Genomic DNA, 24372 nt, shown 5'->3' on the forward strand with positions numbered 1-24372 from the left:
CAGGTCAATGCGTATCTCCTCAATCAAGGCGGTGATGGTTGTTTTGATGGTCTCTTCGTCCAGAGAGGGGTGTTTCAGGGCAATCCGGGCAGCCAGAACGTCGCTGCCGTTGGTGTTGCGCGCCACATAGCGGGGCCGCCAGGACTGGGGTGTGGTCAGGGCGTTGACTTCTGGTCTCCATTGCACGGTTGCCATAACTGCTCTCCTTTTGGATTAACTGTTTGTCATGACATCAAAACAATCTAATCCGGCAGATTATGCCGCAGCGGGGTTCCTGTCAATAAAAAAAGAAGCAGAGCGGACGGCTGTGGTGTTTTTCTTCTCCGACAGCTTATGGGCCGAAAAAGTTATAGGCTATTGGGAAAAATTCTACAGCCTATAAACCGGAACGGTTATAGTGCATGGGAGAATCGGACATAAGCGCTTAGGCGATGTTCGGATAAGCACTTAGACGAGATCGGCATACGTGCTTATGTCGGGTTCGTCTATGTGCTTGGGAGGGAAGGGGCTATGGGTGGTGGAGGCGAGGTGAGAACGGGCAATAGATTGCTGGGCAAGCAAGAAGATGCTTGTCCAGCTTGTGGTGCTTATTAACCACCTATTGTGGCCTTGATCTCGTCTGGCTCGACACTCTCTAAGGATTCAAGCGGAAGATCACCTTTCTCCAGCTTCCCCTCCGTAAACCATTGGCATATGCACATACCATTACTATGAGTTATGATCCCTACGGTCATCTTTGGGCCACCAGATTTGAGCCGAACAATCTGCCCTACTTCAATTTTCTCGCTTGCCATTCGTCTGTCTCCTTTCTTTTTCTTTGAGTAAGTGCTTGGTTAGGTTGTTCTGCACATCCAACGCCATTGCCTGATAGCCAGAACGTAAGCTGTTGATCAGCCAAGTAGGTCTGCTTGAGTAACACGAAAGCGGACAGATCATCTCTCAAGTTGTCTGATTTCGCTGCACTCAATCAGACCTACGAAACTGTTCATCATTGATTATGCGCCATGCGGACAGCCGCCTTTCTTCTTCAGATTGACCTCGGCTTCCGAAGACCGGACATAGAGAGGAACAGTCAGGGCCGGATCAGATAGCTCACCACGCAACAGCCGCTCGGCAGCAAGAAAGCCGATCTTGGCGGCACTTAGGCTACTCAAGGTTGGAGGAATGAGCCGAACGCCCTCAAGGTGAGCAAAGAGGTGGTGATATGCGGTCAGACCCGGCCCGGCAATGACCGCAGGCGGAGCAATCTTCTCTACCAGCAGCTCTGGACGGATAGCCTCTGCCTGGCTTGTTTGCTGTCTGTTCGCGTCATAGCAGGCGGCGTACACCTCCTGCTTGCGGGCATCCATGATGCACCAGAGCGGGTAGTCTATGAGCGGACAGGACAAGGCGATTGCATCCAAGGTCGGCACAGCGATCAGCGGCTTGCCGGTAGCAAAGACCATGCCCTTGGCCGCTGCCAAACCAATGCGCAGGCCAGTAAATGAACCAGGACCAATGCTGACCGCGATTGCGTCCAGATCGCTCCAGCCTATTCCGGCTGCCTGCATCACCCATTCGACCGAACCGAGCAGCTGGCGGGAATGGCTGGTCTCTGCATGAACAGCGGCCTCAGCAATCAGCCTGCCGTTCTGCACGCTACCACGCGTTAAGGCAACGCTGCCACAGCCTGCGGCGGTTTCAATGGAAAGGATAAGGGGGATACTTACATCCACCGCTGCACCAGCCGGACAATGTCGTTGTAGAAGACAAAGATCATCAGCGTGCCAAGCAAGGCCATACCGACCTGCTGCGCCCGCATCACGGCTGTCTCGCCCAGCGGCTTACGGCGAATGGCTTCAATGCTGAGAAAGACAAGGTGGCCGCCGTCGAGTACCGGAATGGGCAGCAGGTTCAGAATACCCAGGTTAACCGAAAGCAGGCCGGTGAAATGAACCAAATTGATCCAGCCAGCTTCCAATTGCTGCCCGGCAATCTCAGCGATGCGAATTGGCCCACCCAGCTCTGAGGCTGGAATCACCCGCTGGATCATCTTGACCAAGCCCATGATGGTGAGGACGATCATGCTCCAGGTATGCTCCAAGGCCAGCTTGATCGATTCGAGCAGGGACACCTCTTTGTAAATCACCTCTTCAGAGCGGTTCATGCCGAGCAAATAGCGTTCCTCGGTCGGCTCACCGAAGATGTTTTTCACCTTGTCCCGCACAGGTGTGGCCTCAATAGTCAGCATCTCGTTGCCGCGCAGAACAAGTAACTGTACAGGCTTGCCCCCGGAATTACGGATGGCTTCGGAAACCTGCCCCCAAGAAGCCATTCTCTTCCGGTCAATGGACAGCACCATGTCGCCTTTCCGCAAGCCCGCCTTTTCTGCTGCCGAACCGGATATTACTTCGCCAATCTTGGTGGAATCAACCAGATCAGGCATCCCGGCAAAGACAAACATCAGCCAAAAGACCACGACGGCAAAGAGCAGGTTGAACAAGGGGCCACCAAAGATAATCCAGAAACGCTGGCCCACGCTTTTGTGGGAGAATGAGACAGCTTTGTCCGCTTCGGCGATTTCCTCGCCTGGCTGCTCGCCGTGCATCTTCACGTAGCCGCCAAGTGGGAAGGCGGAGATCAGGTATTCGGTCTCGCCCCACTGTTTGCCAATCAGCTTGTTGCCAAAGCCGAGGGAGAATTTCAGCACCCGCACCTTGAAGAGCTTGGCAAAGAGGAAATGGCCAAGCTCATGAACAAAGATGAGGATACCGAGAACGAAGATAAAGGAAAGAACAGAGTTCATATATTATTTTACGGTTATTTTTTTTATGCTGCGGAGAGCATTCACATCAAATAGACAGTAGCGGCGAATTCTTTATGACCGTATCAACCTCTTGCCGGAAGGCAGGGTATCATTTGTATTTGTCATCCCTTTGGCTGCGCAGGAAACTATTTCGTAGCAGAAAAAACTACAGACAAGCTTCTCGTTTCCCCAATGCTTCAGCAATGATTGCCGTTACTAAGGCATTAATACCCACACCTTCCTGTCGGGCACTGGAGACAAGTCTGGCATATAAACTTTTCGGAAGACGCTGCGTCAGAAGAGCGGCACTTCCTGGCTCAGGTACTGGATCATGGAATTCATTTGCGGTTTCTATCCATGAATGTATGGCATCCAATCCGTTCACAATTGCTTCATCAATTGTCTCGCCATCAGAAACGCAGCCTGGCAGATCAGGAAAGGAAATCAGGAAGCCAGTTCCTTCTTCTGCGGATAACGGTCGTATTTCAAAAGGATATTGCATCTTCTCGCCCATGATTCATTCCCCCTCGCCTTCTGTCAGGAGACGCAGAAACTTCTTGATGTAGTAAACAGGTTTGATTGGCCGGTGCGCAGGAACGGTGATTTTAGCCCCGTTCGGATGGCGAAACGTCACGTGGCTGCCGCCGGGCTGTCTCCATTCCATGGCAAATCTTTTGGCAATATCTTTCAGCTCATCAATCTGCCAGTCCTGCGGATTGTTCCGCATTCTGAGCAGCATCTTCTCAAGTTGGCTCATGGTCAGAAAAGCATAACATTATTCCCGCATCTTGGCCAGCAGCGGCGAATTCTTTATGACCGTATCAACCTCTTGCCGGAAGGCAGGGTATCGTTTGTATTTCTCATCCCTGTGGCTGCTCAGGAATGCAGCGGCCTTGTCTTGTTGGCCATGCAGCTTGAGACACTCCATGTAGCCGCAGAGGGCTTCGGCAGCTCTGGTATACCCCTTCCGGTATTTGTTGGAAACAATATGCTCAACCCGGTTTGCTGTTATTCTTTCAACAAAGAGGAGCCAGTTTTGTTCTTGGAAAGTTGTGTAGGAAATTTTCACGAGACTCTTTTTCATTTCTTCGCAAAGAAACACATCGCTGCCCGATCTGCCGCAGGTGTATCGGTTGAACAAAGCATGAATGGTCGCGGCAGATAGATTTCCTTTGCTAAGAACAAGGAGAATGGCTGCATATACAGCCCCTGATGGCTGTTCTTCCCCGGACCAGCCGATAGCTACTTTCTTGCTAATTTTGCCATACACTTCATCTAGCTTACCCAACAGCAGAAGTGTTTTCAGCTCCAGCATTTTGTCTCCAACCGAACGCTCTTTTAGCGGTCGTGTGGCAAGAAAATTCAAGACCCGGCGCAGTTCCAATTCAACTACCTTTTGCCGCAAGGCCTCTTGCAGCAGACCAGAGAGATGCCGGTCGTTCGGCTGAGAAAAAAATTGCTCACGTTTGCCCAGCATGACCAAGCCCGTGTCGCTAACGCGCTCTCCGGCCAAACAGAGCTGGTTTGCGGCCTGCGCCCGCAGGCTGTCCAAGGGCATAGCCTGCAATGCCTCCTGCGCGGCTTGGGCTAGCTCGCCCCACGCTTCGTTTGCCCGCAGCTGTTCCAGCCAGAACAGATAGCCAACAGGGGCTTGCTTTTTGCGCACTTCTTTGGCCAGCCCTGGCAGGCCGTCCAGCCACTGTACCGCCTCCAGATGCAGGAGGATGCCCCGGCTGCTGACAGCTTTGCTCAGATTTTTCTGCAACTGCTTCAGAAAATCATCCCATCCAGCCATTTCTCCCGCCCGCGCATCAAACACATCCCGGAGCGATGGCAAAATGTCCTCTGAGATATCAACGCTGTTAGAGAAAATTTGTCGATCTATTCCCAATGCCAAGCGCATCCGCTTGGCCCGCTTTTCGTTAGGGGAGGTTTCATAGACGCAGCGGCAATATCTGGCCAAGGTTTCCCGCCAGTTCACCTCAATTTCATCAAGATTAACAGAATATAACAAGCCTTCGCCATGCAAAATCAGTTCTGTCAGCTTTTCATAAACCTGCTGGGCAATATCCAGCTCGCCAGCCAGAAAGAGGCTGTCTGCATCGGCAAGCAAGTGCTCAAGACGTTGCTTCTGTTTCTCGGAGATGCCGAAAAATTCATCATCATAGTCTTCTTCGCAATGCTCTTCATAATACGAGCCGTCATCAACTGACTCGTGTAGGGCGATGATATCTTCCAGCAAGGATTCTGTCCGGGCGAGAATGTCTTTGTTCTGTGATCGAGTTCCCCGACCACCCCCCTTCCCTGTCGGCATTATCCCCAATTTTGCCAAGAAGTCCGACCGTTCTTCAGCTGAAATTTCCTGTGCTGTCTGGCAGAGGAGGTCAAGCAGCTCAAATTTATCTAACCCATCGCAATGCGACCTAATTTTTTCAAGATAGGGCTTCAAGGCCAAGAACTTCTTTTCCATCTACGCATTGTTGCTAGAGATTATTTTCACAGAAAACAAAAATGCTTGTCATTAACTCAGCAGTTTGGCTTGGCCAAAGAGGAGTTTTGCCGACTTGGAAAGGAGTTCTGCTTGGCAGAAAAGGAGTCTGGCCGATTACCAAAGGAGTTTGGCCAAGCCGCAAAGGAGTTCTGCCGAGTAGGAAAGGAGTTGAAGTCGGCAAGACTCCTTTGTTGCTCACTAGGAAAGCAGTTTGGCCAAACCGAACTCCTTGGCGAACGAGTACAACTCCTTTCTGGCCGAGCCAAACTCCTTGGCAAACGAGCAGGAATCATCCCTTGTTTATCCAAAAACTGTGCCAAGCTCTTCTGCATGGATGAAAATTCGACCTAATAGGCTCTAGTTTGCCCTGCATTTTTCCTGTGCTAGCTCCCGCGCCGTTCTATCTGCTGCCAGAATCTCGCCAAGATCCAGATCATTGCCAGGAGCGAACTGCGCCAGCACCGCCTCGACCACTCGTGCAATGTCGGTGAAGCTAATTTTCTGTTCAAGGAAGGCGGCCACGGCGACTTCGTTGGCGGCATTCAAAACAGCAGGCTTCACCCCGCCTTCCTTTAACGCAGCAAAGGCAAGGCCAAGGGCCGGAAAGCGTTCGTAGTCCGGCTTTTCGAAATTGAGACTGCCGCAAGCGGAAAGACTGAGCCGCGACAGGCCGAGATTGAGCCGCTCAGGATACGACAGGGCGTAAGCAATGGGAATCCGCATGTCGGGAATGCCGAGCTGGGCCATTACCGAGCCGTCAATGTACTCGACCAAGGAATGAACGATGGACTCAGAATGCACCACCACCCGGATTTTGTCCGCCGGGATGTCGAAGAGCCAGCGGGCCTCGATCACCTCCAGCCCCTTGTTCATCATCGTGGCCGAATCAATCGAGATCTTGCGGCCCATGCTCCAGTTTGGATGCGCCAAGGCTTGGGCGGGCGTGACCTGCGCGAGCTTCTCTTTTGCCAAAGCGCGGAACGGCCCGCCGGACGCGGTGAGAATGAGCATGGCCACGTCATCACGGCGGCCTGCTTCAAGGGCTTGGAAAATCGCGGAATGCTCGGAATCTATCGGCAGCAGCGAAACCTGATGCTCGCGCACCGCCTGCATGACAATGCGCCCGGCCATGACCAACGTTTCTTTATTGGCCAAGCCGATGTCTTTGCCTGCCTTGATTGCGGCCAAAGTTGGCATCAGGCCAGCCGCCCCGACCACGGCAGTGATGACCATCTGCGCGGCAGGCACGGTGGCCACCTGAATATTGCCCTCTTCACCCCAAGAAATTTTCTGCCGACACTCGGCAGGCAGCAGCGCGGCCAACTGCGCTGCGCTTTGCTCATCGGCTGCCGAGACGCATTCGGGCTGAAATTCCAGTACCTGCGCGGCCAGCTCGGTGATGTTTTTCCCTGCCGCCAACCCAGCGATGCGAAAGCGGTCAGGAAAAGCCCGCACCACGTTCAGCACATTTTTACCAATGGAGCCAGTGGAGCCAAGCAGGGCAAGCGTCTTTATGCGAACTTTCATGCGAAAAATTCCCACAAAAGCAGGACGTAGAGCAACGGCGCAGCGAAAAGCAGGCTGTCGGCGCGGTCGAGCAGGCCACCGTGACCTTTCAGCATGGTGCCGGAATCCTTGCAGCCAGTGCCGCGTTTGATCACCGATTCCAATAAATCGCCGACTATGCCAACAGCGGCGAGCAACACGGCAGCAAGAGCCATTTTCAAGCAGCTCACTTTCGGCAGCAGAATGCAGCCAAGCAGCACTGCCGCCGCAACTGCCGCCAGCATTCCGCCGATGGCCCCGTTCACGGTCTTTTTCGGGCTGATCGGCTGGCAGAGCTTGCGTTTGCCAAAGGCCCGGCCTGCGTAATAGGCCCCGGTGTCGGAACCGGCGGTGATGGCGGTGAGAATCAGCAGCCAGTGGCTGCCGTCGTCGGACAGGCCGCGCAGCAGGATGATGAAGGCGCAGCAGAGCGAGACGTAGAAGACGGAAAAGCCCGCGTTGAGCAGGAAGGCGAGCGGATCAGGAAAGGCGGTGTAGAAGAAGATGACCAAAAGGGCGAGGCCGAGCAGGGCGAGATAGCTGCCGGTCAGCACTGCCGCCGGAGTGCCTGCGTAAGCGGCCAGCACTGGGCTGAGGCTGGCGGCGATGGCCAGTACCCGCACCCCGGAGCCGGAGGTTTTGACCGCCATGCGGAAGAACTCGCGCAGGGCCGCCGCCGCGCCGACTGTCATGACAAACCAGAAAATCAGCGGCGGGGCAACGTAGAGCAACAGCACCCACAGCGCGGCCATGAGCAGACCGGGAATGAGGCGGTTCATTTTATTTTGATTCGGCTACAGTTCCACTCTGTATCCATCGACCATCATCTTGTACCATTGTAAATATGATAAAAGCTCCGTCTTTCATGTTTGCAATATTATCTCGAATCCTCTTGTAGGCCGGCGCATCTTCTGGTATTCCGGTATAACGATCTGGATTGCTCCGTATAGCTGGAACTTGCGCCTTTAAATATGTAATAAAAGCTTCTCTGTCCTCGATAGACAGAGCTTTCCATTGATCTTCTGGAATCCAGATACATGCCTGAACAGAAGGAAATCCGGTTCCCCAGACATCAAGCCTGGCATCCTCTGTTCGAGCGAGAGCTTCTTTATGAATAGCTGCACCACGTGATACTAGTTCTTCTGGATATGTCGGAGCTTTCGGTTTTACAGGTTCTTTCTTTATATAAGATGTCGATAAAACAGGTTGTTGCGATGTTTGGCTGTCGCACGCTGCAAACATACAAATGGAACTACAGGCGACAACAACAGAAATCAAATGTTTCATAGTTATCCTTTTAGTTTTTAGTTGCTAAACTATCGCAGTAGCATGAGGATTCATGCGAGAATTTTTCCTTTTTTAAGGACTTCTTTGGTAAACGAACTGTCCGCTTTAATAAATTCTTCCCATTCGCGCTTAGTATAGACTATCAAGTCCATAGGGACTTTCTCTTTCAAGAGACTGAAATACTTCTTCACCAATGAGTAATTTTCGCTGCGTTCGGCAAAACTTTTTGGCAGATCATTTTTATTCAGCACGACAATCAAATCTATGTCGCTGTCAGCCCTCGCTGTTCCCTCTGCATAGGAACCAAAGAGGACGGCTCGATATGGATTTAATTCAGCGAGAATATTTTTTAATTCAACCAGATACTCTTGCAGCATGATTATTTTATTTCCACCTGCTCCCCCGTCTTCCCAAAACGCCGCTGCCTGCTGGCGAAAGTCTGCAACGCCTCAAAGAACTGCGCCCGGCGGAAATCCGGCCAGCGGGTTTCGGTGAAATACAATTCAGCGTAGGAAAGCTGCCAGAGGAGGAAATTGGAGAGCCGCTGCTCGCCGCTGGTGCGGATGAGCAGATCGGGATCGGGCTGCCCGGCGGAATAAAGCTGGCTGCTGAACAGCTCCTCGTCAATCGCTTCAGGAGCCAGCTCGCCTGCGGCGCAGCGGCGGCTAACCTCGCGCACCGCCCGCAGCATTTCGGCGCGGGAACCGTAGCTGAGAGCAAGATTCAGCCGCATTCCCGGCGCATCGGCGGTCTCGGCAATCACTCGCTCCAGCACCGCCCGCACCTCGTCCGGCAGCCGCTCTTTCTGGCCAAAGCAGTCTAAGCGGATGCCGTTCTTCTTCATCGTCTCCAGTTCGGCCAGCAGGAAGGTCTTGAGCAGGGCCATCAGCCCCTTGACCTCCAAGCCGGGCCGCTGCCAGTTTTCGGTGGAGAAGGCGTATAGGGTCAGGTGGCGGATGCCGATTTCACGGGCGGCCTCGACAATCACCCGCACCGACTCCACCCCAGCCCTGTGGCCGAAGAGCCGGGGCTGATGCCGCTCTTTAGCCCAGCGGCCATTGCCGTCCATGATGATGGCGACATGGACGGGCAGCGGCTGAATTGCAGGCAAAAGATTCTGCATAGCAGGAGGTCAGACCTCCATGACCTCTTTTTCTTTGCCAGCGGCGATGGCATCAATCTGCTTGATGAAATCATCAGTCAGCTTCTGCACTTCGTCCTGAAGACGAGTCTGATCGTCCTCGGAGATTTCCTTGTCGCTCTTCTGCTTTTTAAAGACATCGTTGGCCTTGTGACGATCACCACGAACTCCAACCTTGAACTCCTCTGCGATTTTTTTCACCTGCTTGACCAGCTCCTTGCGCCGCTCCTCAGTGAGCTGCGGGATGGGCAGGCGGATCACTTTGCCGTCGCTGGACGGAGTCAGGCCGATGTCCGAAGCGAGAATGGCCTTCTCGATCATCGGCAGCATCTGCGGATCCCACGGCTGCACGACGATCATCCGGCTTTCCGGCACGGTCAGGGCCGCAACCTGATTGAGCGGCATCTTGGAGCCGTAAGCATCCACCCGGATGCCGTCGAGCAGGGCGATTGAAGCGCGGCCTGTGCGGATTTTGGTCAAATCGCGCTTCAGCGCATCAATCCGGGCGACCATTTTTGATTTGGCTTCGTCAACAATAGGATTTCCCATGACAGCACTCCAATAATTAGGAATATGAACGTTGTTCAGTAGCTATATCGTGCTGACTTGCTGCGGGATGCTTTTCTTCGCCTCAGCAACAAGCCAGTTGAGAATGTCAAACAGCAGCTGCAAATTTTCTGCGGCAGAATAGGACACTGTTTCCATTGTCAGTACATTTTGGCGCAGCTTGCCAAACTGCCAAAAATTTCCTGTTGTCACAATGCCGAATATATCTTGCTCAACATTGCTGTTGAATTTCTGCGCTGCAATCATCTCGGCCAAAGCCTGCGCCCAGCCTTCGTTAAAATTTTCTTTCTTTGCTTCAGTGATGCAGATGACAGGATTTCTGAAGACAGTGCCTATCTCCGATGCAGGGGCAATGATGAAATCAGGAATACCAACTAAGCCTTCTTCTTCTGAAACATCGAATCTGACATGCGACCAGACAGGAATCCCGTTTTTCTTTGCAACTATATTTAAAATTGGAGAAATTATAGATTCGCAAATTGCATTCTCGCTGACGTAGCTTCTTCTTGTTTTTAAATTATCGCCAATGAAACCAAGCAATGCTCTGTCAACAGGGATGTTCAGTTTCTGAACAAAAGACCGCTCGGCAAGTTTAATTTTAAACTTTATTGCAACATCTTCGTAAGTGGCGAAAGTTCCGTAAGGCATGTATTAATCTCCTTTATAAATGCTTTTCAATCTGATCTTGATCAGTAGGTTCCTTTAACATCGAGCTTGTCCGGTATTATTTTTTCACTACCAATCCATTCTGGCCGCCATAAAGCTGTATGCCGTCAGGTACTTTTTTGCGAGAAACTAATTCTGAAAGAACTCTGAAGCCTATTTTTCTCGCAAAGGATTTTGCGTATGACATCGATACTACTAAGTTTGTGCAGTTGACTTGAGCTGGTAATTCTTTAAAAGAATTCACCATAATAACGCTTTCTAAGATTCTATCTAATAGATAGAATATCTTTATTTTTTTATTTTCAGAGAGAATGGCCTTTCGCCCGAAATAAAAGACCGCTATCCCTCCCGGCTTTAACGCTCTATATGACTCACAAAGATAACTTTTAAAAATTTCTATCTTTTCAAGATGCTGAAAGACTATAAATGAATATATAAAATCAATTGAATTATCCTCAATAGGAATATTGGCACCATCCGTTTTTCTTAGAATAAAATTATTTATTCTTCGCTTGTTGAGTTCGGCTTGAACTTTCTCGCTATGTTCATGAATATCAACCCCAACAACATTTCTAAAGTGTCTCGTCGCCGCCGTTAATATACGGCCACCGCCATACCCTATCTCAAGTGCGGTTTTCTCCTCTGGATGAGATAAAAATTGTGAAGCAGGAAGAGCTATATGAACAGTAAAATCCCAGCTTCCCCTGATGAATGCAGCTTCCTTATCTTTTGCGCTATCAAACCACGTAAAAAAATCATTATCTGATGAAGCAGCAGCTTTCGATATCTCCTCTCGAAAACCAACAATATGTCCACGTGTTTCTATGTTTTTTCCTATCGCCACAGATCAGTTCTCCGGTAATAAACGTGAGTTCACGCCACAATCAGCGTCCCCACCTGCTCGCCAGCCGCAGCGCGGGCAATGTTGCCTTCCTTTTTCATATTGAAGACCAGCATCGGCAGGTTGTTGTCACGAGCCAAGGAGATGCCAGCGGCATCCATAACTTTTAGCTGATCCTGCAATGCCTTGGTGTAGGTCAGGCGGTCAAAGCGCACCGCATTTCTGTCCTTCTCCGGGTCGCGGTCATACACGCCGTCCACCCGCGTGGCCTTCATCATCACATCCGCGCCGATCTCCAGGGCACGCAGCACCCCGCCAGTGTCCGTGGTGAAATAGGGATTGCCCGTGCCTGCGGCAAAAATCACCACCCTGCCCTGCTCCAGATGCTCCAGCGCGGCGGCGCGGGTGTACGATTCGCAGACATTCTGCATGGCAATCGCCGACAGCACCCGACAGGGCACGCCAATCCGCTCCAGTCCGTCCTGCATGGCCAAAGCGTTCAGCACCGTGGCTAGCATCCCCATGTTGTCGGCTACAGCCCGGTTCATGCCGCCTGCGGCCCCGGCCACACCCCGGAAAATGTTGCCCGCGCCGATGACCAGCCCCAGCTGCACTCCCTGCTGATGCACCGTCTTGATTTCCTGCGCGACAAACTGAATCATGGCTGGGCTGATGCCATAGGCACCGTCGCCCATCAAGGCTTCACCGCTGAGTTTGAGGAGGATACGCTGATACCGCATGATCTGAATAATCTCCATCGGATGTTGGAACTGGAAAGGGCGCGGCTACAGCTGCATTTGCCCCGGCTGCCGCAGGCCGGGGACTTGGTTCTCTTACGCGCCGAGCTGGAAGCGAGCAAAACGCTTGATCGAGATGTTCTCGCCCATCTTGGCAATCAGACCGGTGAGCAGGTCTTGAATTGAAACATCGGGATTCTTGACAAACTTCTGCTCCAGCAGGCAGTTCTCGGCGACAAACTTGTCGATCTTGCCATCGACAATCTTGGCGACAATGTTCTCCGGTTTGGACTTGCCGGTCTTTGCCTCTTCTTCTTTGATCTGGCTGACATATACATCACGCTCACGGGCAATCATCTCCTGAGGCATGTCCTCGCGGCGGATAGATACCGGATTCGCAGCAGCGATGTGCATGGCCACATCTTTGGCAAAGGCCTTGAACTCATCGGTCTTGGCAACAAAGTCCGTCTCGCAGCCAACCTCGACCATCACACCCAGCTTACCAACACCGTGAATGTAGCACTCAATCACGCCTTCAGAGGTAGCGCGGCCTGAACGCTTGGCAGCTACGGCCAGACCTTTCTGGCGCAGGTAGTCAACCGCTTTTTCCATGTCGCCGTTGGTTTCGGCCAAGGCCTTTTTGCAATCCATCATGCCTGCATTGGTTTTCTCGCGCAGGTCTTTAACCATTTGACTGGTGATTTCCATCATTGTCTCCTTTCGTTACAACTCATTAAATCATCCGGGTACCTCCCGGCTGCACCTCGAAAAAGAAGGGGCTTGGCAGCCCCCTTCCCTTTTACGCCGCTTTCAGCCTGCCTGTTTTTTCAGACTTCGCTAGGCTCTTCAAAAGCGGTTGCAGTCATCGCGGCTTCCAATTCCTCTAGGTTTGCCGGATTATTCTCTTCGCCTGTAATGCCTCTGCCCTCAAGTACCGCAGTGGCCATCAGGCCAGCGATCAACCTGACTGCCCGGATCGCATCGTCGTTGCCGGGAATCAGGTAGTCAATGCCGTCTGGATTACAGTTGGTGTCAGTCAAGGCAACGACCGGGATGCCGAGCTTTCTCGCCTCGTCAACCGCGATCTCTTCCTTGCGCGGGTCAATGATGAACAGAACATCTGGCAGCTTGCGCATCTCTTTAATGCCACCGACGTTCCGCTCCAGTTTAACCCGCTCTTTCTCAATCTTGAGAATTTCATGTTTGGGGAAGCGGTTGATGCTGCCGTCCTTCTGCATGGCCTCAATTTTCTTCAGCCGATCCACCGAATTTTTGATGGTCTGAAAATTGGTCATCATGCCACCAAGCCAGCGGTGATTGACATAATACATCCCGCAGCGAGCGGCCTCTTCCTTGATGATGGCCTGCGACTGACGCTTCGTCCCGACGAACAGAATCATCCCGCCCTTGGCAGCTACATCAGTCATGTAGGCGCAGGCTTTGCGGAACATCCGCATGGTGGCATCCAGGTTGATAATGTAGATGCCGTTACGCGGGCCGTAAATGAACGGCTTCATTTTGGGGTTCCAGCGTCTGGTCTGATGTCCGAAATGCAGACCAGCCTCAAGCATTTGCCGCATGGTGACTTGCACTGCCATTTTTGCTCCTTCTCTTTATGGTTGTTTCCTCCACTCCGAAGTCCGATTCCGCAAGGGAACACCAAAGGACGAAAGGGGAGTGTGTGTAGTAAACTGCCTCCTACCGTGATGGATGAAGACAGTTTGGATTGAAAGTGCTTTTATTACCACAAACAAGAACAGACAGCAAGAACATCCTGCCTGAATGCGGAAAAGTCAACGGGGAGTTAAGGTGCGACGACCACCAAGCACATGCAGCAGCCAATCAAAACCGAATTTGAGCAGCTCACTGTCATCTTGCTCGATCCGCCTACGCCGGTCACGGTCGAGGCGGAACCCGGCGAGGAGGTTATGCTGGCGAACATAGTCACCAAAAGCATCGAGATTGTAGCAGACCATAAAGGCGAGCTGCTGTAGCGGCCCGGCCTGTCCTTCCCCTTGCCAAGGATTGGTGGCGAAAAAGGCATCCACCTCAGCCCAGAGATCATTGAACAGGTTGAATTGCGTAAGCTGCTGCTCCCGCTCCCACTGCTTGACCGTGCAAGGATGTGCTTCCAAATGCCCCTTGCAATAAGCGTGCTGGGTCAGAAACCAACGGCTGCGCAGACTACCGTCAGCGGTCTTTTCCACTGCTCGTTCCAAGGGATAGGTTCGGCAGGCAGAAGGCCGATCTTTATAGACCGAGCAGCCGTTTTCCGCAAGAAAGGGGCAGGTCTGCTGGCCCTCGGCCCGCATATTCAGCATTACTGCTGGGAAGAAAGGATGCGCTCCTGGCGAGAGCCGGGTGTGCTGGGCAAGAAATTCTGCCGAACTGAGGGAGAGCCGCTCCTTCAGCCGCAAGATATCGTAAGGGAAGAGCCGCAACTCAACCTGGCGGCAGCAGGAAAGAAAGCACGTAACCCCGGCATGGCAATGAAACTGAAACGGCTCGACTCCGAGTTCCGGCCATTCGGAACAGGGTTGTTGACAAGAGGTGTCCTGCATAACTCAAGAAAAAGGGTTGCGTTCCATATTGCCGCAAGGAGCTATCAGGTTGAAGCGGAAAACAAACCGTTTCATCCTGATTTTGCACGTGTTTAACTCAGTAAGGGAAGAGTGCGGCTCGTTTGCCAAGGAGTTTGGCTCGGCCAGAAAGAAGTTGTAGTCGGCAGCAAAGGAGTTTTGCTTGGCCAACCTGCTTTCCTGGTTAGCCGGAAAGGAGTCTAGCCGAGTACAACTCCTTTGAAAGTCAGCCGGACTCCTTTCCTACTCGGCCAACCTCCTTTGCCAGTGAGCAAGAAAGGAATAGTTAGAGGGCTAATTTGACCCAGGGTACCCCGGAGAAGCATTGTGACTCTGCCTGTTTTTTTACTCGGAAATTCAGGTTGTTGTCAAGCGATTTTTGGAAACCTCCCCTTCGGAGCATGATTTTCACCTCATTTGGGAGGAGGTTTCTTTGAAGTTAGGTTTTGCCAAATACGAACACATATTCAATACGATATACCGACACCGCACAACCTACTGGAACAATACAAAATAAAAAGCCGGTTAGATGAGAATCATCAAACCGGCCTAAACTGCGCTGTTTAGCAGAAGACAACGTCCTGCCACCCACTCATTCCTCGCCGCCCTGCTCCTCTTCAGCCTGTTGGGACTTAGGAGCCGGAGCCTCGTAGTTCACCAACTCGATCAAGGCCATTGGCGCGGCATCGCCAGGCCGGGTACCAGTACGGATGATGCGGGTATAGCCACCTGCACGTGTTGTGTACTGGGGGCTGAGTGTGTCAAAGAGCTTGGTGACAATGCTCTTGGAACGAATAAAGGCCGCAGCCAACCGTCGGGCATGAAGATCGCCCCGTTTACCAAGGGTGATCATCTTCTCGGCAGCCCGCTGCACTTCCTTGGCTTTAGGTAGGGTAGTGACGATACGCTCATGCTCCAGCAGGGAAGTCACGATGTTGCGCAGCATCGCCAAACGGTGAGAGCTGCTTCTGTTCAGTTTCCTGCCTGCGCTTCTATGTCTCATGGTAATAATCCTTATCTGTCAAAAATCAGCGGGGCGGGGGAAGCACCGGCTCTAAGCAAGCGGCTATTCTTCCTCGTAAGTCCGTTCACGTTCCCGCTGATCAGGCGGGATCCAACCGTCAAGGTTCATATTGAGGGTTAGATTGTGCTGAAAAAGCAGAGCTTTGATCTCGTTCAATGACTTGCGGCCAAAGTTCTTGGTCTTCAACATCTCGGCATCTGTCTTCTGCACGAGTTGGCCAATATACTGAATGTCGGCGTTTTTCAAGCAATTGGCAGAACGTACTGACAGCTCCAAATCCTCAACATTCTTGTCTAAGAAAGCTGGGAAGCCGCCCGCTCCTTCTCCGTCGCCTTTCAGCCGCTCTGGTGCGGAAGCCTCTTGCTCGTTGAAGTTGATGAAGATCGTCATCTGCTCCTTGAGAATCTTGGCCGCGTAGGCAAGGGCGTTTTCCGGCAACACCGAGCCATCGGTCTCAATCTCCATCGTCAGGCGATCATAGTCAGTGTGTTGGCCAACACGAGCCTGGCTCACCACATACTGCATTCGGCATACTGGCGAAAAGGCGGCATCAAGAGAGATCACCCCGATAGGTTGATCCTCCTTCTTGTTCCACTCTGCCGCGACATAACCTTTGCCCCACTGGATTTCCAGTTCAGCCTCAAAGGAGCTGTTCTCGCCAGTGACGGTGCAAATGTGCTGGTCCGGGTTCATGATCTCTACACCAGGACCGCCGTCGATATCCGCTGCGGTCACTTTGCCAGGACCGATCTTCTTGATAAAGGCAGTCCGAGTTTCGGAAGAGTTCAGTTTAGGCCGCACCTGCTTCAGGTTCAAGATAATATCCGCAACATCCTCATGAACCCCGTCAATGGTGGTGAACTCATGCTGCGCCCCTTCAATGCGCACCGACGTGATGGCCGCGCCGCGAATGGAGGACAGCAGTATCCTGCGCAGGGAATTGCCGATAGTCGCCGCAAAACCCCGCTCTAGCGGCTGGCAAACAAACTTGCCGAATCTCGTGGTATGGGAGCTTTTGGCGACTTCTAGCCGCTCCGGCATAACCAAGTTATGCCAATTTTTATAAAAGGGATTGTCATCCCGGATTTCCTGCCCCATGCGACACCTGACCTTGTTTTACTTGGAGTACAGTTCGACAATGAGATGTTCGTTGATCGGCATGGTGATCTCATCCCGAGCAGGTACCCTCATAACCTTTCCCTGAAAATTTGCCTTGTCTAGCTCCAGCCAATTGAGAATACCTCGGCGGGAGGCATCTTCGAGATTTTCCTGGATCATAGCGTTCTTGCGGCTCTTCTCTTTAAGAGCGACCACATCGCCAGGCTTTACTTGAAAGGAAGGAATATCCACTTTTTTGCCGCCGACCTGAAAATGGTTGTGGCGGATAAGCTGGCGGGCTTGATCGCGTGACGACGCGAAGCCAAGCCGATAGATTACGTTGTCAAGACGGCACTCAAGCATGGCCAGCAAATTGTAGCCGGTGACACCCTTTGCCCGGTCAGCCTCATGGAAATATCTACGGAACTGGTCTTCCAGCATTCCGTACATGTGCTTGACCTTCTGCTTCTCGCGCAGCTGTACGGCGTAATCAGAAGTCTTGCGGAACTGATTCTGTCCGTGCTGCCCTGGTGCATAGGCCCGGCGTTCAAATGAGCATTTGTCAGAATGACAGCGTTCGCCCTTCAAATACAACTTCAGGTTTTCGCGTCTGCACATCCTACAGGACGCTCCTGTGTATCTGGCCACTTATCTCTTCCCTCCAATAAATAATCGGTAACGGTTTTACACTGCGGTCAGCTCTACGCTGGCAGCGACCGTACAAAAAACAACCTAGCTACACCCGCCGCCGCTTTGGTGGCTTACAACCGTTATGCGGAACTGGCGTGACATCAACGATCCTGCTGATCTCCCAATCTGTGCCGCTTAAAGCCCGTAGGGCAGACTCACGTCCAGGCCCTGGGCCTTTGACCCGGATTTCCACCTTGCGCAGTCCAGTTTCCTTAGCCTTAGCGACAGCGTCGTTCAGGGCGTTCTGGGCGGCAAAAGGCGTGGACTTACGGGATCCCTTAAAGCCAATCACCCCAGCACTAGACCAGGACAATACATTTCCCAACTTGTCGGCAATTGTCACTAAGGTGTTGTTGAAGGTGGAATAGATGAACACTATTCCTTCCTGCACATTTTTCCGCTCCCGACGCGGGGTCTTGCCTTTACCCTTGCTGTCAGCGGTGCCTTTCTTCTCCTTTGCCATCTCTGCTCCGTGCTTAGTTCTCAGGCCAGCCTTTTAGTGCTTTGGCCCCTTGCGTGTCCTGGCATTGGTCTTGGTCCGCTGGCCCCGGCAGGGAAGCCCCTGGCGATGGCGGCGGCCTCGGTAAGTACCAAGATCGACCAGCCGCTTAATGTCCATAGCCACCTCGCGCCGTTTGTCGCCCTCAACAACATACTCAGCTTCGATAATCAACCTGATACGGTTTACATCGTCACCGCTCAAGTCATCAGAATTCATCTGGTAAGGCAGATCGACCTTATCCAGAATTTGCCGGGCGGAAGTAAGACCTATACCGTAGATATAGGTGAGTGCCCTGTCCATATGCTTGTTCCGTGGTAAGTCTACACCTGATATACGTGCCAAAATCCTGCTCCTCTTCGTCGCTATTCCTGCCTTATGCAGAATTATCCCTGCCGCTGCTTGTGTTTTGCATTTTTGCAGGTGACCCGGACAACGCCCTTGCGTTTGAGAATCCTGCATTCGCTACATATCTTCTTAACAGATGCTCGTACCTTCATAACTTTTTTCCCTTTTCTGTTCTGAATAGGATTGTCATTTCCCCTTTCCGCCCCCTTTGGCGCGGAACGTCACACGGCCTCTGGTCAAATCATAGGGAGAAAGCTCCACCGTCACCCTGTCACCGGGCAAAATTTTGATGTAATGCATCCGCATTTTACCGGAGATGTGAGCCAACACTCTGTGCCCGTTGTCCAGCTCCACTCGGAACATCGCATTCGGCAAAGGCTCAATAATAGTGCCTTCGACCTCAATGGCTTCTTCTTTCGCCATATTTTTCCATTTAGTAATGAGAGTTGCAAGCAAAAAGCGAAAAACTGGCACTTACTCAGGCTATCTTTTCCCCTTCACGCCTGCTCAAGACCAGCGGTCCCGCCGCCGTTGCCGCCACTGAGTGCTCAAAATGAGCTGAGAGCCTGCGGTCTGCTGTGACTACTGTCCAGCCATCCTTCAGCACTTTGACTTTGTGTGTACCAGCATTAATCATCGGCTCAATCGCTAGCACCATTCCTTCAACAATTCTGGGCGAAGGTTTGTCCGTCTGCACGTAATTCGGTACTTCTGGCCCTTCATGCAAGGTAGAGCCGATGCCATGGCCGACGAAATCCCGTACAACGGAATAACCATGCTTTTCCGCATGAGTCTGTATTGCTCTGGAAATATCAGAAATCCGGTTGCCCACCCGCACCTGGCGGATGCCAAACTCCAAAGCCTGCCGGGTCACCTCCAACAGATGCTGGTGTTTCTCCGTGATGTTGCCTACAGGCACGGTGATCGCTGAATCACCGTAATAACCTTTAAACAACGTGCCGAAGTCAAGAGAAACTATATCACCTTCCTGCACTCTGACTTTTTTAGAGGCAATGCCATGCACTACCACCTCATTGACTGAAACGCAGAGATTGCCCGGAAATCCTCGGTACCCCCGGAATGCCGGTACGGCACCATAATCCCGGCAATACTCCTCAGCCCAGCGGTCCATCTGCATGGTGGTGGTGCCCGGGCAGATATTCTCTTCCAGCATTTTCAATGCGCCAGCCGCAATACGGTTGGCCTGACGCATGATCTCAATCTGGGCAGAGGTCTTGACAATAATCTCTTTCTCGCTGCCCAAACGACTCAACGCCCTTTGAATTTTGCGCTTTTCATGAAGCCTTCGTAATTGCGCATAACGAGATGAGACTGCACTTTAGCAATTGTATCAATAGCCACACCGACTACAATCAACAGAGCAGTGCCGCCGAAATAAAACGGTACGTTGAAGCGATGGATTAGTATTGTTGGCAGTACGCAGACAGCAGCAAGATAAATCGCACCAACCACAGTCAGTCGGATTAGCACCTTGTCGATGAATTCAGCCGACTTCTTACCTGGCCGGATACCAGGGATAAACCCACCGTTCTTTTTTAGATTTTCCGCAACTTCATCAGGGTTAAACGTCACTGCCGTGTAGAAGAAGCAGAAAAAGACGATCATTCCAACATCCAGAAGATAATAATAGAGAGTTCCTGGCGACAGAGCTGCTGACATTTCCTGTACCCATTTGATCTGGATAAAATTGCCAATGGTAGCCGGAAACATCATGATCGACGAGGCAAAAATAGGCGGTATCACCCCGGCGATATTAATTTTCAGCGGCAGATGGGAAGCTTGGCCGCCATAGACTTTTCTACCCACCACCCGTTTAGCATACTGCACGGGAATTCTACGTTGAGCGGTCTCAAAATACACCACCAGCGCGATCACGCCAAACATCATGGCCAGTAGCATCGGCACGATGATGAATTGAATCTCGCCCGCCTGGATGATCTGTATCGCGTTGACTACCGCCGCAGGCATTCTGGCGATTATCCCTGCGTAAATGATCATCGAAATACCATTGCCAATACCCCGCTCTGTCATCTGCTCACCCAACCACATAATGAATGAAGTACCTGATGTCAGCGTAAGTACGGTCATTAGCTTGAACTGAAGACCAGGATGAAGAACTACCGGTGCACCAGACGGAGAAGCCATGCTCTCCAGCCCCGTGGCAATAAAAAAACCTTGCACCAAAGCCAGGCCAACCGTACCAAAGCGAGTGTATTTGGTAATTTTGCGCTGCCCCATCGCACCTTCCTTCTTCAAACTCTCAAGCTGCGGAATGACCACAGTCAAAAGCTGAATGATGATTGAAGCTGAGATATAGGGCATGATGCCCAGCGCAAAAATAGAAAAATTCTCCAGCGCACCGCCCGAAAACATGTTGAACATGCCGAACAACGTACTAGCGTTCTGCGCGAAGAACGCTGCGAGTGCCTCGCCGTTGATGCCTGGTGTGGGAATCTGCACGCCCATCCGGTAAACCAGCAGCATCAGAAGCGTAAAAACAGCCCTCTTGCGGAGTTCAGGAATATTTGCTGCGCTGGCAAGTCCACTCATGGTCTTACTCTTTGACCGAGCCTCCGGCTGCAACGATCTTTTCCTTCGCGCCTTGGCTGACTTTGTCGGCCTCAACAGTCACCGCTTTGCTGATCTCGCCATTAGCCAGCACTTTAATCAATCTGCCGTCTTTGCCGCCGATGATCCCGGCTGCTAACAATGCTTCCCGGTTGATCACAGCACCTCCTTCAAAACGGTCCAGATCAGACAGAGTGATAATAACGTATTCCTTTTTGAATTTGTTGGTAAATCCCACTTTGGGTAGACGACGGTGTAACGGCATCTGACCACCTTCAAAGCCAGACTTCATGGAAAAACCAGTCCTGGCCTTGGCTCCTTTGTGGCCCTTACCCGCAGTTTTGCCGTGTCCTGTACCCTGACCACGGCCAATCCGCTTTCTCTGCTTGCGGGAACCTTCAGTCGGCGAAAGATTGTTCAACTTCAGCATTATTGTTCCTCCACCTGCACCAGATGCTGGACTTTTTTGATCATTCCTTTGATCTCATCGGTGTTTTTTCTGATGACCGTCTTCTGCATCTTCGTCAGCCCTAGACCAATCAAGGTGGCGCGGATTTTCTGCGTGCTACCGATGCCGCTCTTGACCTGGGTTATCGCCACAGTGTCGCTCATGATTCAACCTGTTGTTGTATAAAAAATCTTACAGCGGTTGTATAAAAAAATCTTACAACGTTCGACCGGTTTCAGGCCATCATCTCTTCGACCGCCAGCCCTCGAAGACTGGCTATCTCTTCCACGGAACGCAACCGCCGCAGGCCATCCATAGTCGCCTTAACCATATTATGCGGATTATTAGAACCCTGACATTTAGTCAAGATATTCTGCACTCCTGCAGCCTCTAGCACGGCACGGACAGGACCACCCGCGATGACTCCAGTACCATCGGACGCAGGTCGTAACATCACCTTTCCAGATTTGAACTTACCATCCACATAATGCGGAATGGAAACATCGGTCAAAGCGATCTGTTGCATATCCTTACGGGCGCGCTCCATACCTTTCCGTATGGCCTCTGGCACCTGATTGGCCTTACCAAGACCCTGTCCCACCCTGCCCTTGCCATCGCCAACCACGATGATTGCACTGAAGCTAAAACGACGACCGCCCTTCACAACTTTGGCGACGCGGTTGATATAGACGATCTTCTCAATAAGATCATCCTGATTGCCTTCTTTGGCACGTTTCAAATCAGCCAAGAAACACCTCCGCTATGCTGAATTTTCTCTTGATTACAGATTTAAACCGCCTTGCCGTGCACCATCCGCAAGTGCCTTGACTCGACCGTGATACAAATTTCCACCCCGGTCAAAGACCACCTTGTCGATTCCAGCGGCAAGGGCGCGCTTCGCCGCCATCTCGCCCACCCGACCCGCTTGGGCCATCTTACCTTTCAGGTCAGAAGCATCAAACTCTTTGTCTTCAGTGGACATAGAGACAAGAGTCATTTGCTTAGTGTCATTTATAATCTGCACATATATGTGGCGGTTACTGCGAAATACGTGCATTCTCGGACGTTCTGAGGTGCCGGATATCTTCTTGCGTATTCTTCTGATCCGTTTGTTCCGCGCCGTCAGTTTGATGCTTTGCTTTGCCATGATGCCTTTACTTCATCTTTGAGTTATCTGAAAGCCGGAGACTTACTTTTTACCCTTTCCGCCTTTTGCACCAGACTTGCCAGCCTTGCGGACAATATGCTCATCGGCATAGCGGATCCCCTTGCCTTTATACGGCTCAGGCTTGCGGATATCCCGGATTGTGGCGGCGGTCTGACCGACCTGTTCCTTGTTGATGCCGGAGATGGTAATGTTGTTAGTTTTATCAACAGAAGCGGTGATTCCTACAGGCAGCTTGAACTCGACTGGCACTGAATAGCCAACATTAAGAGTCAATTTAGATCCTTCCACCGCAGCGCGATAGCCCACCCCCTCAACGGATAGCACTTTCTCAAAACCTTTCTCAACCCCAGCGACCATGTTTCTGACCAAGGTGCGAGTCAGTCCCCAATAGGCCGAAGCCTGTCGTCCACCGCCCTTAGGCTTGAATATGAGCTGACCATCTTGCTGCCTGACCTCAATTTCCGGACGAATAGTCCGCTCCAGCGTTCCCTTCTTGCCGGTGACTGTAATCCTGGTGCCTTGTATCTCAACGTTGACTCCGCCAGGCAGAACCACAGGTGCTTTTCCGATTCTTGACATTTATCTTTTCCTCTCAGAACGGCTTACCATACTTCACAGAGAAGTTCGCCACCGATATTTAGCCTTCTAGCCTCACGGTCGGAAATCACTCCTTTGGAGGTGGTCAGGATACCAACACCAAGCCCGCTCATCACGTTAGGAATACCCTGACTCTTCTTGTACTGGCGCAGACCCGGCTTGGACACCCGGCGGATACCGGTGATAACCTGCTCACGGCGCGGGCCGTACTTGAGTTCAATTTTAATGGTGCCCTGGACACCCTGCTGCTCTAGCTGATAGTCTGTGATGTAACCTTCTTTTTTCAGCACTTCAGCCACTTTGACCTTCAGCTTCGATTGTGGGATTTCCACCGTGTCAAAATTCGCCCGCACAGCATTACGTATTCTGGTCAGAAAATCTGCCAGCGGATCGCTCATAGACATCTAAATATACCTCTGTGAAATATAATGCATTCTCTTGCTTGATTCCCGACAGATTACCAGCTAGACTTAGTCACGCCTGTGACTTTGCCTTCCGACGCAAGTTTACGGAAGCAAAGCCTACAGCAGCCGAATTTTCTTAAATATCCCCGTGGTCGTCCGCAGAGCTTGCACCGGTTATAGGCACGTACTTCAAACTTCTGTTTCCGTTCTGCCTTGGCAATCAGTGATTTTTTTGCCATTGAAAAATCTCCCCCGCTGTAGTTTACCGGCTCTCACGCCGTTTTGCCGTCATCGGCCTTTTGCTGCTGCCGGAACGGCATCCCCAGTGTGGCCAGCAGGGTGCGGCTCTCGTCATCGCTCTTGGCACTGGTGACGATGGTGATGTTCAACCCTCTGATCTTGTCGATCTTGTCGTAGTCAATCTCAGGAAAGATGATATGCTCCTTCACACCCATCGAAAAATTTCCGCTGCCGTCGAAGCCCTTGGCGGAGATGCCCCGAAAATCGCGCACTCGCGGTAGAGCAATATTGATTAGCTTGGACAGGAAATCGTACATTCTATCCTTACGTATAGTTACACACGCACCAATGGGCATTCCCTCCCGCAGTTTGAAGGTAGAGATGGATTTTCTTGCCCGTGTGACCACCGCCTTCTGTCCTGCGATCAAGGTCAACTCAACTACTGCTTTTTCCACGATCTTGGGATTCTGTACTGCCTCACCCAGTCCCATATTGAGAACAATCTTCTCGATTCTTGGTATCTGAAACTTGTTTGTGTACCCGAACTCCTTCTGGAGCTGCGGTCTGCACACATTCTCGTACAGTTCCTTCATTGTAGCCATGTTCTATGCTCCGTCCTGTAACCGGC

37 protein-coding genes are annotated in these 24372 nt (G+C 51.8%); 1 reads left to right on the forward strand and 36 read right to left on the reverse strand.

Features of this window, described 5'->3' with window-relative positions; genetic code table 11:
• The 7 genes from ACNKIB_RS04400 to ACNKIB_RS04430 form a co-directional block, all read right to left on the reverse strand.
• Nucleotides 1-195: hypothetical protein (locus tag ACNKIB_RS04400; protein WP_417909332.1), on the reverse strand; the 195-nt coding region annotated here is incomplete at its 3' end.
• A 395-nt stretch (nt 196-590) separates the two neighbouring features.
• Nucleotides 591-794, reverse strand: a complete 204-nt coding sequence (locus ACNKIB_RS04405; RefSeq protein ID WP_417909333.1) for a YodC family protein — start codon at nt 792-794, stop codon at nt 591-593.
• A 201-nt stretch (nt 795-995) separates the two neighbouring features.
• Entirely contained in the window at nt 996-1715 is a 720-nt protein-coding gene (gene tsaB / locus ACNKIB_RS04410; RefSeq protein ID WP_417909334.1) for a tRNA (adenosine(37)-N6)-threonylcarbamoyltransferase complex dimerization subunit type 1 TsaB, read from the reverse strand.
• On the reverse strand, nt 1706-2785 hold the full coding sequence (gene rseP, locus ACNKIB_RS04415) for an RIP metalloprotease RseP (RefSeq protein ID WP_417909335.1): 1080 nt from the start codon (nt 2783-2785) through the stop codon (nt 1706-1708). The genes tsaB and rseP overlap by 10 nt, the downstream gene beginning before the upstream one ends.
• 166 nt (nt 2786-2951) lie before the next feature.
• Nucleotides 2952-3299: a type II toxin-antitoxin system HicB family antitoxin gene (locus tag ACNKIB_RS04420; protein WP_417909336.1), complete on the reverse strand. Its 348-nt coding sequence runs from the start codon at nt 3297-3299 to the stop codon at nt 2952-2954.
• 3 nt (nt 3300-3302) lie between these two features.
• Nucleotides 3303-3542, reverse strand: a complete 240-nt coding sequence (locus ACNKIB_RS04425; RefSeq protein WP_417909337.1) for a type II toxin-antitoxin system HicA family toxin — start codon at nt 3540-3542, stop codon at nt 3303-3305.
• Nucleotides 3543-3560: 18 nt separating this feature from the next.
• Nucleotides 3561-5255, reverse strand: coding sequence for a hypothetical protein (locus ACNKIB_RS04430; RefSeq protein WP_417909338.1), 1695 nt, complete (start codon nt 5253-5255; stop codon nt 3561-3563).
• Between the two features lie 45 nt (nt 5256-5300).
• Here ACNKIB_RS04430 and ACNKIB_RS04435 point away from each other — a divergent pair, with 45 nt between their 5' ends.
• Nucleotides 5301-5627, forward strand: coding sequence for a hypothetical protein (locus tag ACNKIB_RS04435; RefSeq protein WP_417909339.1), 327 nt, complete (start codon nt 5301-5303; stop codon nt 5625-5627).
• 6 nt (nt 5628-5633) lie between these two features.
• On the opposite strand, the gene ACNKIB_RS04440 is transcribed toward ACNKIB_RS04435, so the two are convergent.
• From ACNKIB_RS04440 to rplE, 29 genes are all read right to left on the reverse strand, one after another.
• A complete protein-coding gene (locus ACNKIB_RS04440) occupies nt 5634-6791 on the reverse strand; it encodes a 1-deoxy-D-xylulose-5-phosphate reductoisomerase (RefSeq protein ID WP_417909376.1) in 1158 nt (385 codons plus the stop codon).
• Between the two features lie 8 nt (nt 6792-6799).
• Complete coding sequence (locus ACNKIB_RS04445) at nt 6800-7600, reverse strand: phosphatidate cytidylyltransferase (RefSeq protein ID WP_417909340.1); 801 nt, start codon at nt 7598-7600, stop codon at nt 6800-6802.
• 1 nt (nt 7601) lies between these two features.
• Entirely contained in the window at nt 7602-8108 is a 507-nt protein-coding gene (locus tag ACNKIB_RS04450) for a hypothetical protein (RefSeq protein WP_417909341.1), read from the reverse strand.
• A gap of 50 nt (nt 8109-8158) precedes the next feature.
• The gene (locus tag ACNKIB_RS04455) at nt 8159-8485 is read right to left on the reverse strand and encodes a nucleotidyltransferase domain-containing protein (RefSeq protein WP_417909342.1); all 327 of its coding nucleotides are present in this window, start codon (nt 8483-8485) and stop codon (nt 8159-8161) included.
• 2 nt (nt 8486-8487) lie between these two features.
• The gene (locus ACNKIB_RS04460) at nt 8488-9219 is read right to left on the reverse strand and encodes an isoprenyl transferase (protein ID WP_417909343.1); all 732 of its coding nucleotides are present in this window, start codon (nt 9217-9219) and stop codon (nt 8488-8490) included.
• Nucleotides 9220-9240: 21 nt separating this feature from the next.
• Entirely contained in the window at nt 9241-9798 is a 558-nt protein-coding gene (gene frr / locus ACNKIB_RS04465; protein WP_417909344.1) for a ribosome recycling factor, read from the reverse strand.
• A gap of 42 nt (nt 9799-9840) precedes the next feature.
• Nucleotides 9841-10464 (reverse strand): hypothetical protein, encoded by a 624-nt coding sequence (locus ACNKIB_RS04470; RefSeq protein ID WP_417909345.1) that lies wholly within the window; start codon nt 10462-10464, stop codon nt 9841-9843.
• Between the two features lie 76 nt (nt 10465-10540).
• Nucleotides 10541-11326 (reverse strand): class I SAM-dependent methyltransferase, encoded by a 786-nt coding sequence (locus ACNKIB_RS04475; RefSeq protein WP_417909346.1) that lies wholly within the window; start codon nt 11324-11326, stop codon nt 10541-10543.
• 29 nt (nt 11327-11355) lie between these two features.
• Nucleotides 11356-12063, reverse strand: a complete 708-nt coding sequence (gene pyrH, locus ACNKIB_RS04480) for a UMP kinase (RefSeq protein ID WP_417909347.1) — start codon at nt 12061-12063, stop codon at nt 11356-11358.
• A gap of 93 nt (nt 12064-12156) precedes the next feature.
• Nucleotides 12157-12768, reverse strand: coding sequence for a translation elongation factor Ts (gene tsf, locus ACNKIB_RS04485; RefSeq protein ID WP_417909377.1), 612 nt, complete (start codon nt 12766-12768; stop codon nt 12157-12159).
• A gap of 119 nt (nt 12769-12887) precedes the next feature.
• Nucleotides 12888-13658, reverse strand: coding sequence for a 30S ribosomal protein S2 (gene rpsB, locus ACNKIB_RS04490; protein WP_417909348.1), 771 nt, complete (start codon nt 13656-13658; stop codon nt 12888-12890).
• A 195-nt stretch (nt 13659-13853) separates the two neighbouring features.
• Entirely contained in the window at nt 13854-14621 is a 768-nt protein-coding gene (locus ACNKIB_RS04495) for a YkgJ family cysteine cluster protein (RefSeq protein WP_417909349.1), read from the reverse strand.
• Nucleotides 14622-15231: 610 nt separating this feature from the next.
• Nucleotides 15232-15642 carry a 50S ribosomal protein L17 gene (gene rplQ / locus ACNKIB_RS04500; protein WP_417909350.1) on the reverse strand — a complete coding sequence of 137 codons (411 nt, stop codon included), beginning with the start codon at nt 15640-15642 and terminating at the stop codon, nt 15232-15234.
• A gap of 63 nt (nt 15643-15705) precedes the next feature.
• Nucleotides 15706-16761 (reverse strand): DNA-directed RNA polymerase subunit alpha, encoded by a 1056-nt coding sequence (locus ACNKIB_RS04505; protein WP_417909351.1) that lies wholly within the window; start codon nt 16759-16761, stop codon nt 15706-15708.
• An 18-nt stretch (nt 16762-16779) separates the two neighbouring features.
• Nucleotides 16780-17409: a 30S ribosomal protein S4 gene (gene rpsD / locus ACNKIB_RS04510; protein WP_417909352.1), complete on the reverse strand. Its 630-nt coding sequence runs from the start codon at nt 17407-17409 to the stop codon at nt 16780-16782.
• An 88-nt stretch (nt 17410-17497) separates the two neighbouring features.
• Entirely contained in the window at nt 17498-17914 is a 417-nt protein-coding gene (rpsK, locus tag ACNKIB_RS04515; RefSeq protein ID WP_417909353.1) for a 30S ribosomal protein S11, read from the reverse strand.
• A gap of 33 nt (nt 17915-17947) precedes the next feature.
• Nucleotides 17948-18295 carry a 30S ribosomal protein S13 gene (rpsM, locus tag ACNKIB_RS04520; protein ID WP_417909354.1) on the reverse strand — a complete coding sequence of 116 codons (348 nt, stop codon included), beginning with the start codon at nt 18293-18295 and terminating at the stop codon, nt 17948-17950.
• 41 nt (nt 18296-18336) lie between these two features.
• A complete protein-coding gene (rpmJ, locus tag ACNKIB_RS04525; protein WP_417909355.1) occupies nt 18337-18450 on the reverse strand; it encodes a 50S ribosomal protein L36 in 114 nt (37 codons plus the stop codon).
• A 34-nt stretch (nt 18451-18484) separates the two neighbouring features.
• Nucleotides 18485-18721: a translation initiation factor IF-1 gene (gene infA, locus ACNKIB_RS04530; protein WP_417909356.1), complete on the reverse strand. Its 237-nt coding sequence runs from the start codon at nt 18719-18721 to the stop codon at nt 18485-18487.
• A gap of 55 nt (nt 18722-18776) precedes the next feature.
• Nucleotides 18777-19562, reverse strand: a complete 786-nt coding sequence (gene map / locus ACNKIB_RS04535; protein ID WP_417909357.1) for a type I methionyl aminopeptidase — start codon at nt 19560-19562, stop codon at nt 18777-18779.
• Between the two features lie 5 nt (nt 19563-19567).
• Nucleotides 19568-20869 (reverse strand): preprotein translocase subunit SecY, encoded by a 1302-nt coding sequence (gene secY / locus ACNKIB_RS04540; protein WP_417909358.1) that lies wholly within the window; start codon nt 20867-20869, stop codon nt 19568-19570.
• Between the two features lie 4 nt (nt 20870-20873).
• Nucleotides 20874-21314 (reverse strand): 50S ribosomal protein L15, encoded by a 441-nt coding sequence (rplO, locus tag ACNKIB_RS04545; protein ID WP_417909378.1) that lies wholly within the window; start codon nt 21312-21314, stop codon nt 20874-20876.
• 2 nt (nt 21315-21316) lie between these two features.
• Nucleotides 21317-21499, reverse strand: a complete 183-nt coding sequence (rpmD, locus tag ACNKIB_RS04550; protein ID WP_417909359.1) for a 50S ribosomal protein L30 — start codon at nt 21497-21499, stop codon at nt 21317-21319.
• A 71-nt stretch (nt 21500-21570) separates the two neighbouring features.
• Nucleotides 21571-22083, reverse strand: coding sequence for a 30S ribosomal protein S5 (rpsE, locus tag ACNKIB_RS04555; protein WP_417909360.1), 513 nt, complete (start codon nt 22081-22083; stop codon nt 21571-21573).
• Between the two features lie 33 nt (nt 22084-22116).
• Nucleotides 22117-22482, reverse strand: a complete 366-nt coding sequence (rplR, locus tag ACNKIB_RS04560) for a 50S ribosomal protein L18 (protein WP_417909361.1) — start codon at nt 22480-22482, stop codon at nt 22117-22119.
• A 42-nt stretch (nt 22483-22524) separates the two neighbouring features.
• On the reverse strand, nt 22525-23082 hold the full coding sequence (gene rplF, locus ACNKIB_RS04565) for a 50S ribosomal protein L6 (protein ID WP_417909362.1): 558 nt from the start codon (nt 23080-23082) through the stop codon (nt 22525-22527).
• Nucleotides 23083-23105: 23 nt separating this feature from the next.
• Nucleotides 23106-23504: a 30S ribosomal protein S8 gene (gene rpsH / locus ACNKIB_RS04570; RefSeq protein WP_417909363.1), complete on the reverse strand. Its 399-nt coding sequence runs from the start codon at nt 23502-23504 to the stop codon at nt 23106-23108.
• A 53-nt stretch (nt 23505-23557) separates the two neighbouring features.
• Complete coding sequence (locus ACNKIB_RS04575) at nt 23558-23743, reverse strand: type Z 30S ribosomal protein S14 (RefSeq protein WP_417909364.1); 186 nt, start codon at nt 23741-23743, stop codon at nt 23558-23560.
• Between the two features lie 33 nt (nt 23744-23776).
• Nucleotides 23777-24346 (reverse strand): 50S ribosomal protein L5, encoded by a 570-nt coding sequence (gene rplE, locus ACNKIB_RS04580; protein WP_417909365.1) that lies wholly within the window; start codon nt 24344-24346, stop codon nt 23777-23779.
• Nucleotides 24347-24372: the final 26 nt, after the last annotated feature.

Origin of the sequence: Candidatus Electronema sp. PJ (assembly GCF_048287395.1) — a bacterium.
GTDB lineage: Bacteria > Desulfobacterota > Desulfobulbia > Desulfobulbales > Desulfobulbaceae > Electronema.

What these genes read in the sequence shown, in the direction of transcription:
- ACNKIB_RS04405 (WP_417909333.1), bottom strand. Translation starts at nt 794, where the DNA reads ATGGCAAGCGAGAAAATTGAAGTAGGGCAGATTGTTCGGCTCAAATCT.
- rseP (WP_417909335.1), bottom strand. Translation starts at nt 2,785, where the DNA reads ATGAACTCTGTTCTTTCCTTTATCTTCGTTCTCGGTATCCTCATCTTT.
- ACNKIB_RS04420 (WP_417909336.1), bottom strand. Translation starts at nt 3,299, where the DNA reads ATGGGCGAGAAGATGCAATATCCTTTTGAAATACGACCGTTATCCGCA.
- ACNKIB_RS04425 (WP_417909337.1), bottom strand. Translation starts at nt 3,542, where the DNA reads ATGAGCCAACTTGAGAAGATGCTGCTCAGAATGCGGAACAATCCGCAG.
- ACNKIB_RS04430 (WP_417909338.1), bottom strand. Translation starts at nt 5,255, where the DNA reads ATGGAAAAGAAGTTCTTGGCCTTGAAGCCCTATCTTGAAAAAATTAGG.
- ACNKIB_RS04445 (WP_417909340.1), bottom strand. Translation starts at nt 7,600, where the DNA reads ATGAACCGCCTCATTCCCGGTCTGCTCATGGCCGCGCTGTGGGTGCTG.
- ACNKIB_RS04450 (WP_417909341.1), bottom strand. Translation starts at nt 8,108, where the DNA reads ATGAAACATTTGATTTCTGTTGTTGTCGCCTGTAGTTCCATTTGTATG.
- ACNKIB_RS04455 (WP_417909342.1), bottom strand. Translation starts at nt 8,485, where the DNA reads ATGCTGCAAGAGTATCTGGTTGAATTAAAAAATATTCTCGCTGAATTA.
- frr (WP_417909344.1), bottom strand. Translation starts at nt 9,798, where the DNA reads ATGGGAAATCCTATTGTTGACGAAGCCAAATCAAAAATGGTCGCCCGG.
- ACNKIB_RS04470 (WP_417909345.1), bottom strand. Translation starts at nt 10,464, where the DNA reads ATGCCTTACGGAACTTTCGCCACTTACGAAGATGTTGCAATAAAGTTT.
- pyrH (WP_417909347.1), bottom strand. Translation starts at nt 12,063, where the DNA reads ATGCGGTATCAGCGTATCCTCCTCAAACTCAGCGGTGAAGCCTTGATG.
- tsf (WP_417909377.1), bottom strand. Translation starts at nt 12,768, where the DNA reads ATGGAAATCACCAGTCAAATGGTTAAAGACCTGCGCGAGAAAACCAAT.
- rpsB (WP_417909348.1), bottom strand. Translation starts at nt 13,658, where the DNA reads ATGGCAGTGCAAGTCACCATGCGGCAAATGCTTGAGGCTGGTCTGCAT.
- ACNKIB_RS04495 (WP_417909349.1), bottom strand. Translation starts at nt 14,621, where the DNA reads ATGCAGGACACCTCTTGTCAACAACCCTGTTCCGAATGGCCGGAACTC.
- rplQ (WP_417909350.1), bottom strand. Translation starts at nt 15,642, where the DNA reads ATGAGACATAGAAGCGCAGGCAGGAAACTGAACAGAAGCAGCTCTCAC.
- ACNKIB_RS04505 (WP_417909351.1), bottom strand. Translation starts at nt 16,761, where the DNA reads ATGGGGCAGGAAATCCGGGATGACAATCCCTTTTATAAAAATTGGCAT.
- rpsK (WP_417909353.1), bottom strand. Translation starts at nt 17,914, where the DNA reads ATGGCAAAGGAGAAGAAAGGCACCGCTGACAGCAAGGGTAAAGGCAAG.
- rpmJ (WP_417909355.1), bottom strand. Translation starts at nt 18,450, where the DNA reads ATGAAGGTACGAGCATCTGTTAAGAAGATATGTAGCGAATGCAGGATT.
- infA (WP_417909356.1), bottom strand. Translation starts at nt 18,721, where the DNA reads ATGGCGAAAGAAGAAGCCATTGAGGTCGAAGGCACTATTATTGAGCCT.
- secY (WP_417909358.1), bottom strand. Translation starts at nt 20,869, where the DNA reads ATGAGTGGACTTGCCAGCGCAGCAAATATTCCTGAACTCCGCAAGAGG.
- rpmD (WP_417909359.1), bottom strand. Translation starts at nt 21,499, where the DNA reads ATGAGCGACACTGTGGCGATAACCCAGGTCAAGAGCGGCATCGGTAGC.
- rplR (WP_417909361.1), bottom strand. Translation starts at nt 22,482, where the DNA reads ATGGCAAAGCAAAGCATCAAACTGACGGCGCGGAACAAACGGATCAGA.
- rplF (WP_417909362.1), bottom strand. Translation starts at nt 23,082, where the DNA reads ATGTCAAGAATCGGAAAAGCACCTGTGGTTCTGCCTGGCGGAGTCAAC.
- rpsH (WP_417909363.1), bottom strand. Translation starts at nt 23,504, where the DNA reads ATGTCTATGAGCGATCCGCTGGCAGATTTTCTGACCAGAATACGTAAT.
- ACNKIB_RS04575 (WP_417909364.1), bottom strand. Translation starts at nt 23,743, where the DNA reads ATGGCAAAAAAATCACTGATTGCCAAGGCAGAACGGAAACAGAAGTTT.
- rplE (WP_417909365.1), bottom strand. Translation starts at nt 24,346, where the DNA reads ATGGCTACAATGAAGGAACTGTACGAGAATGTGTGCAGACCGCAGCTC.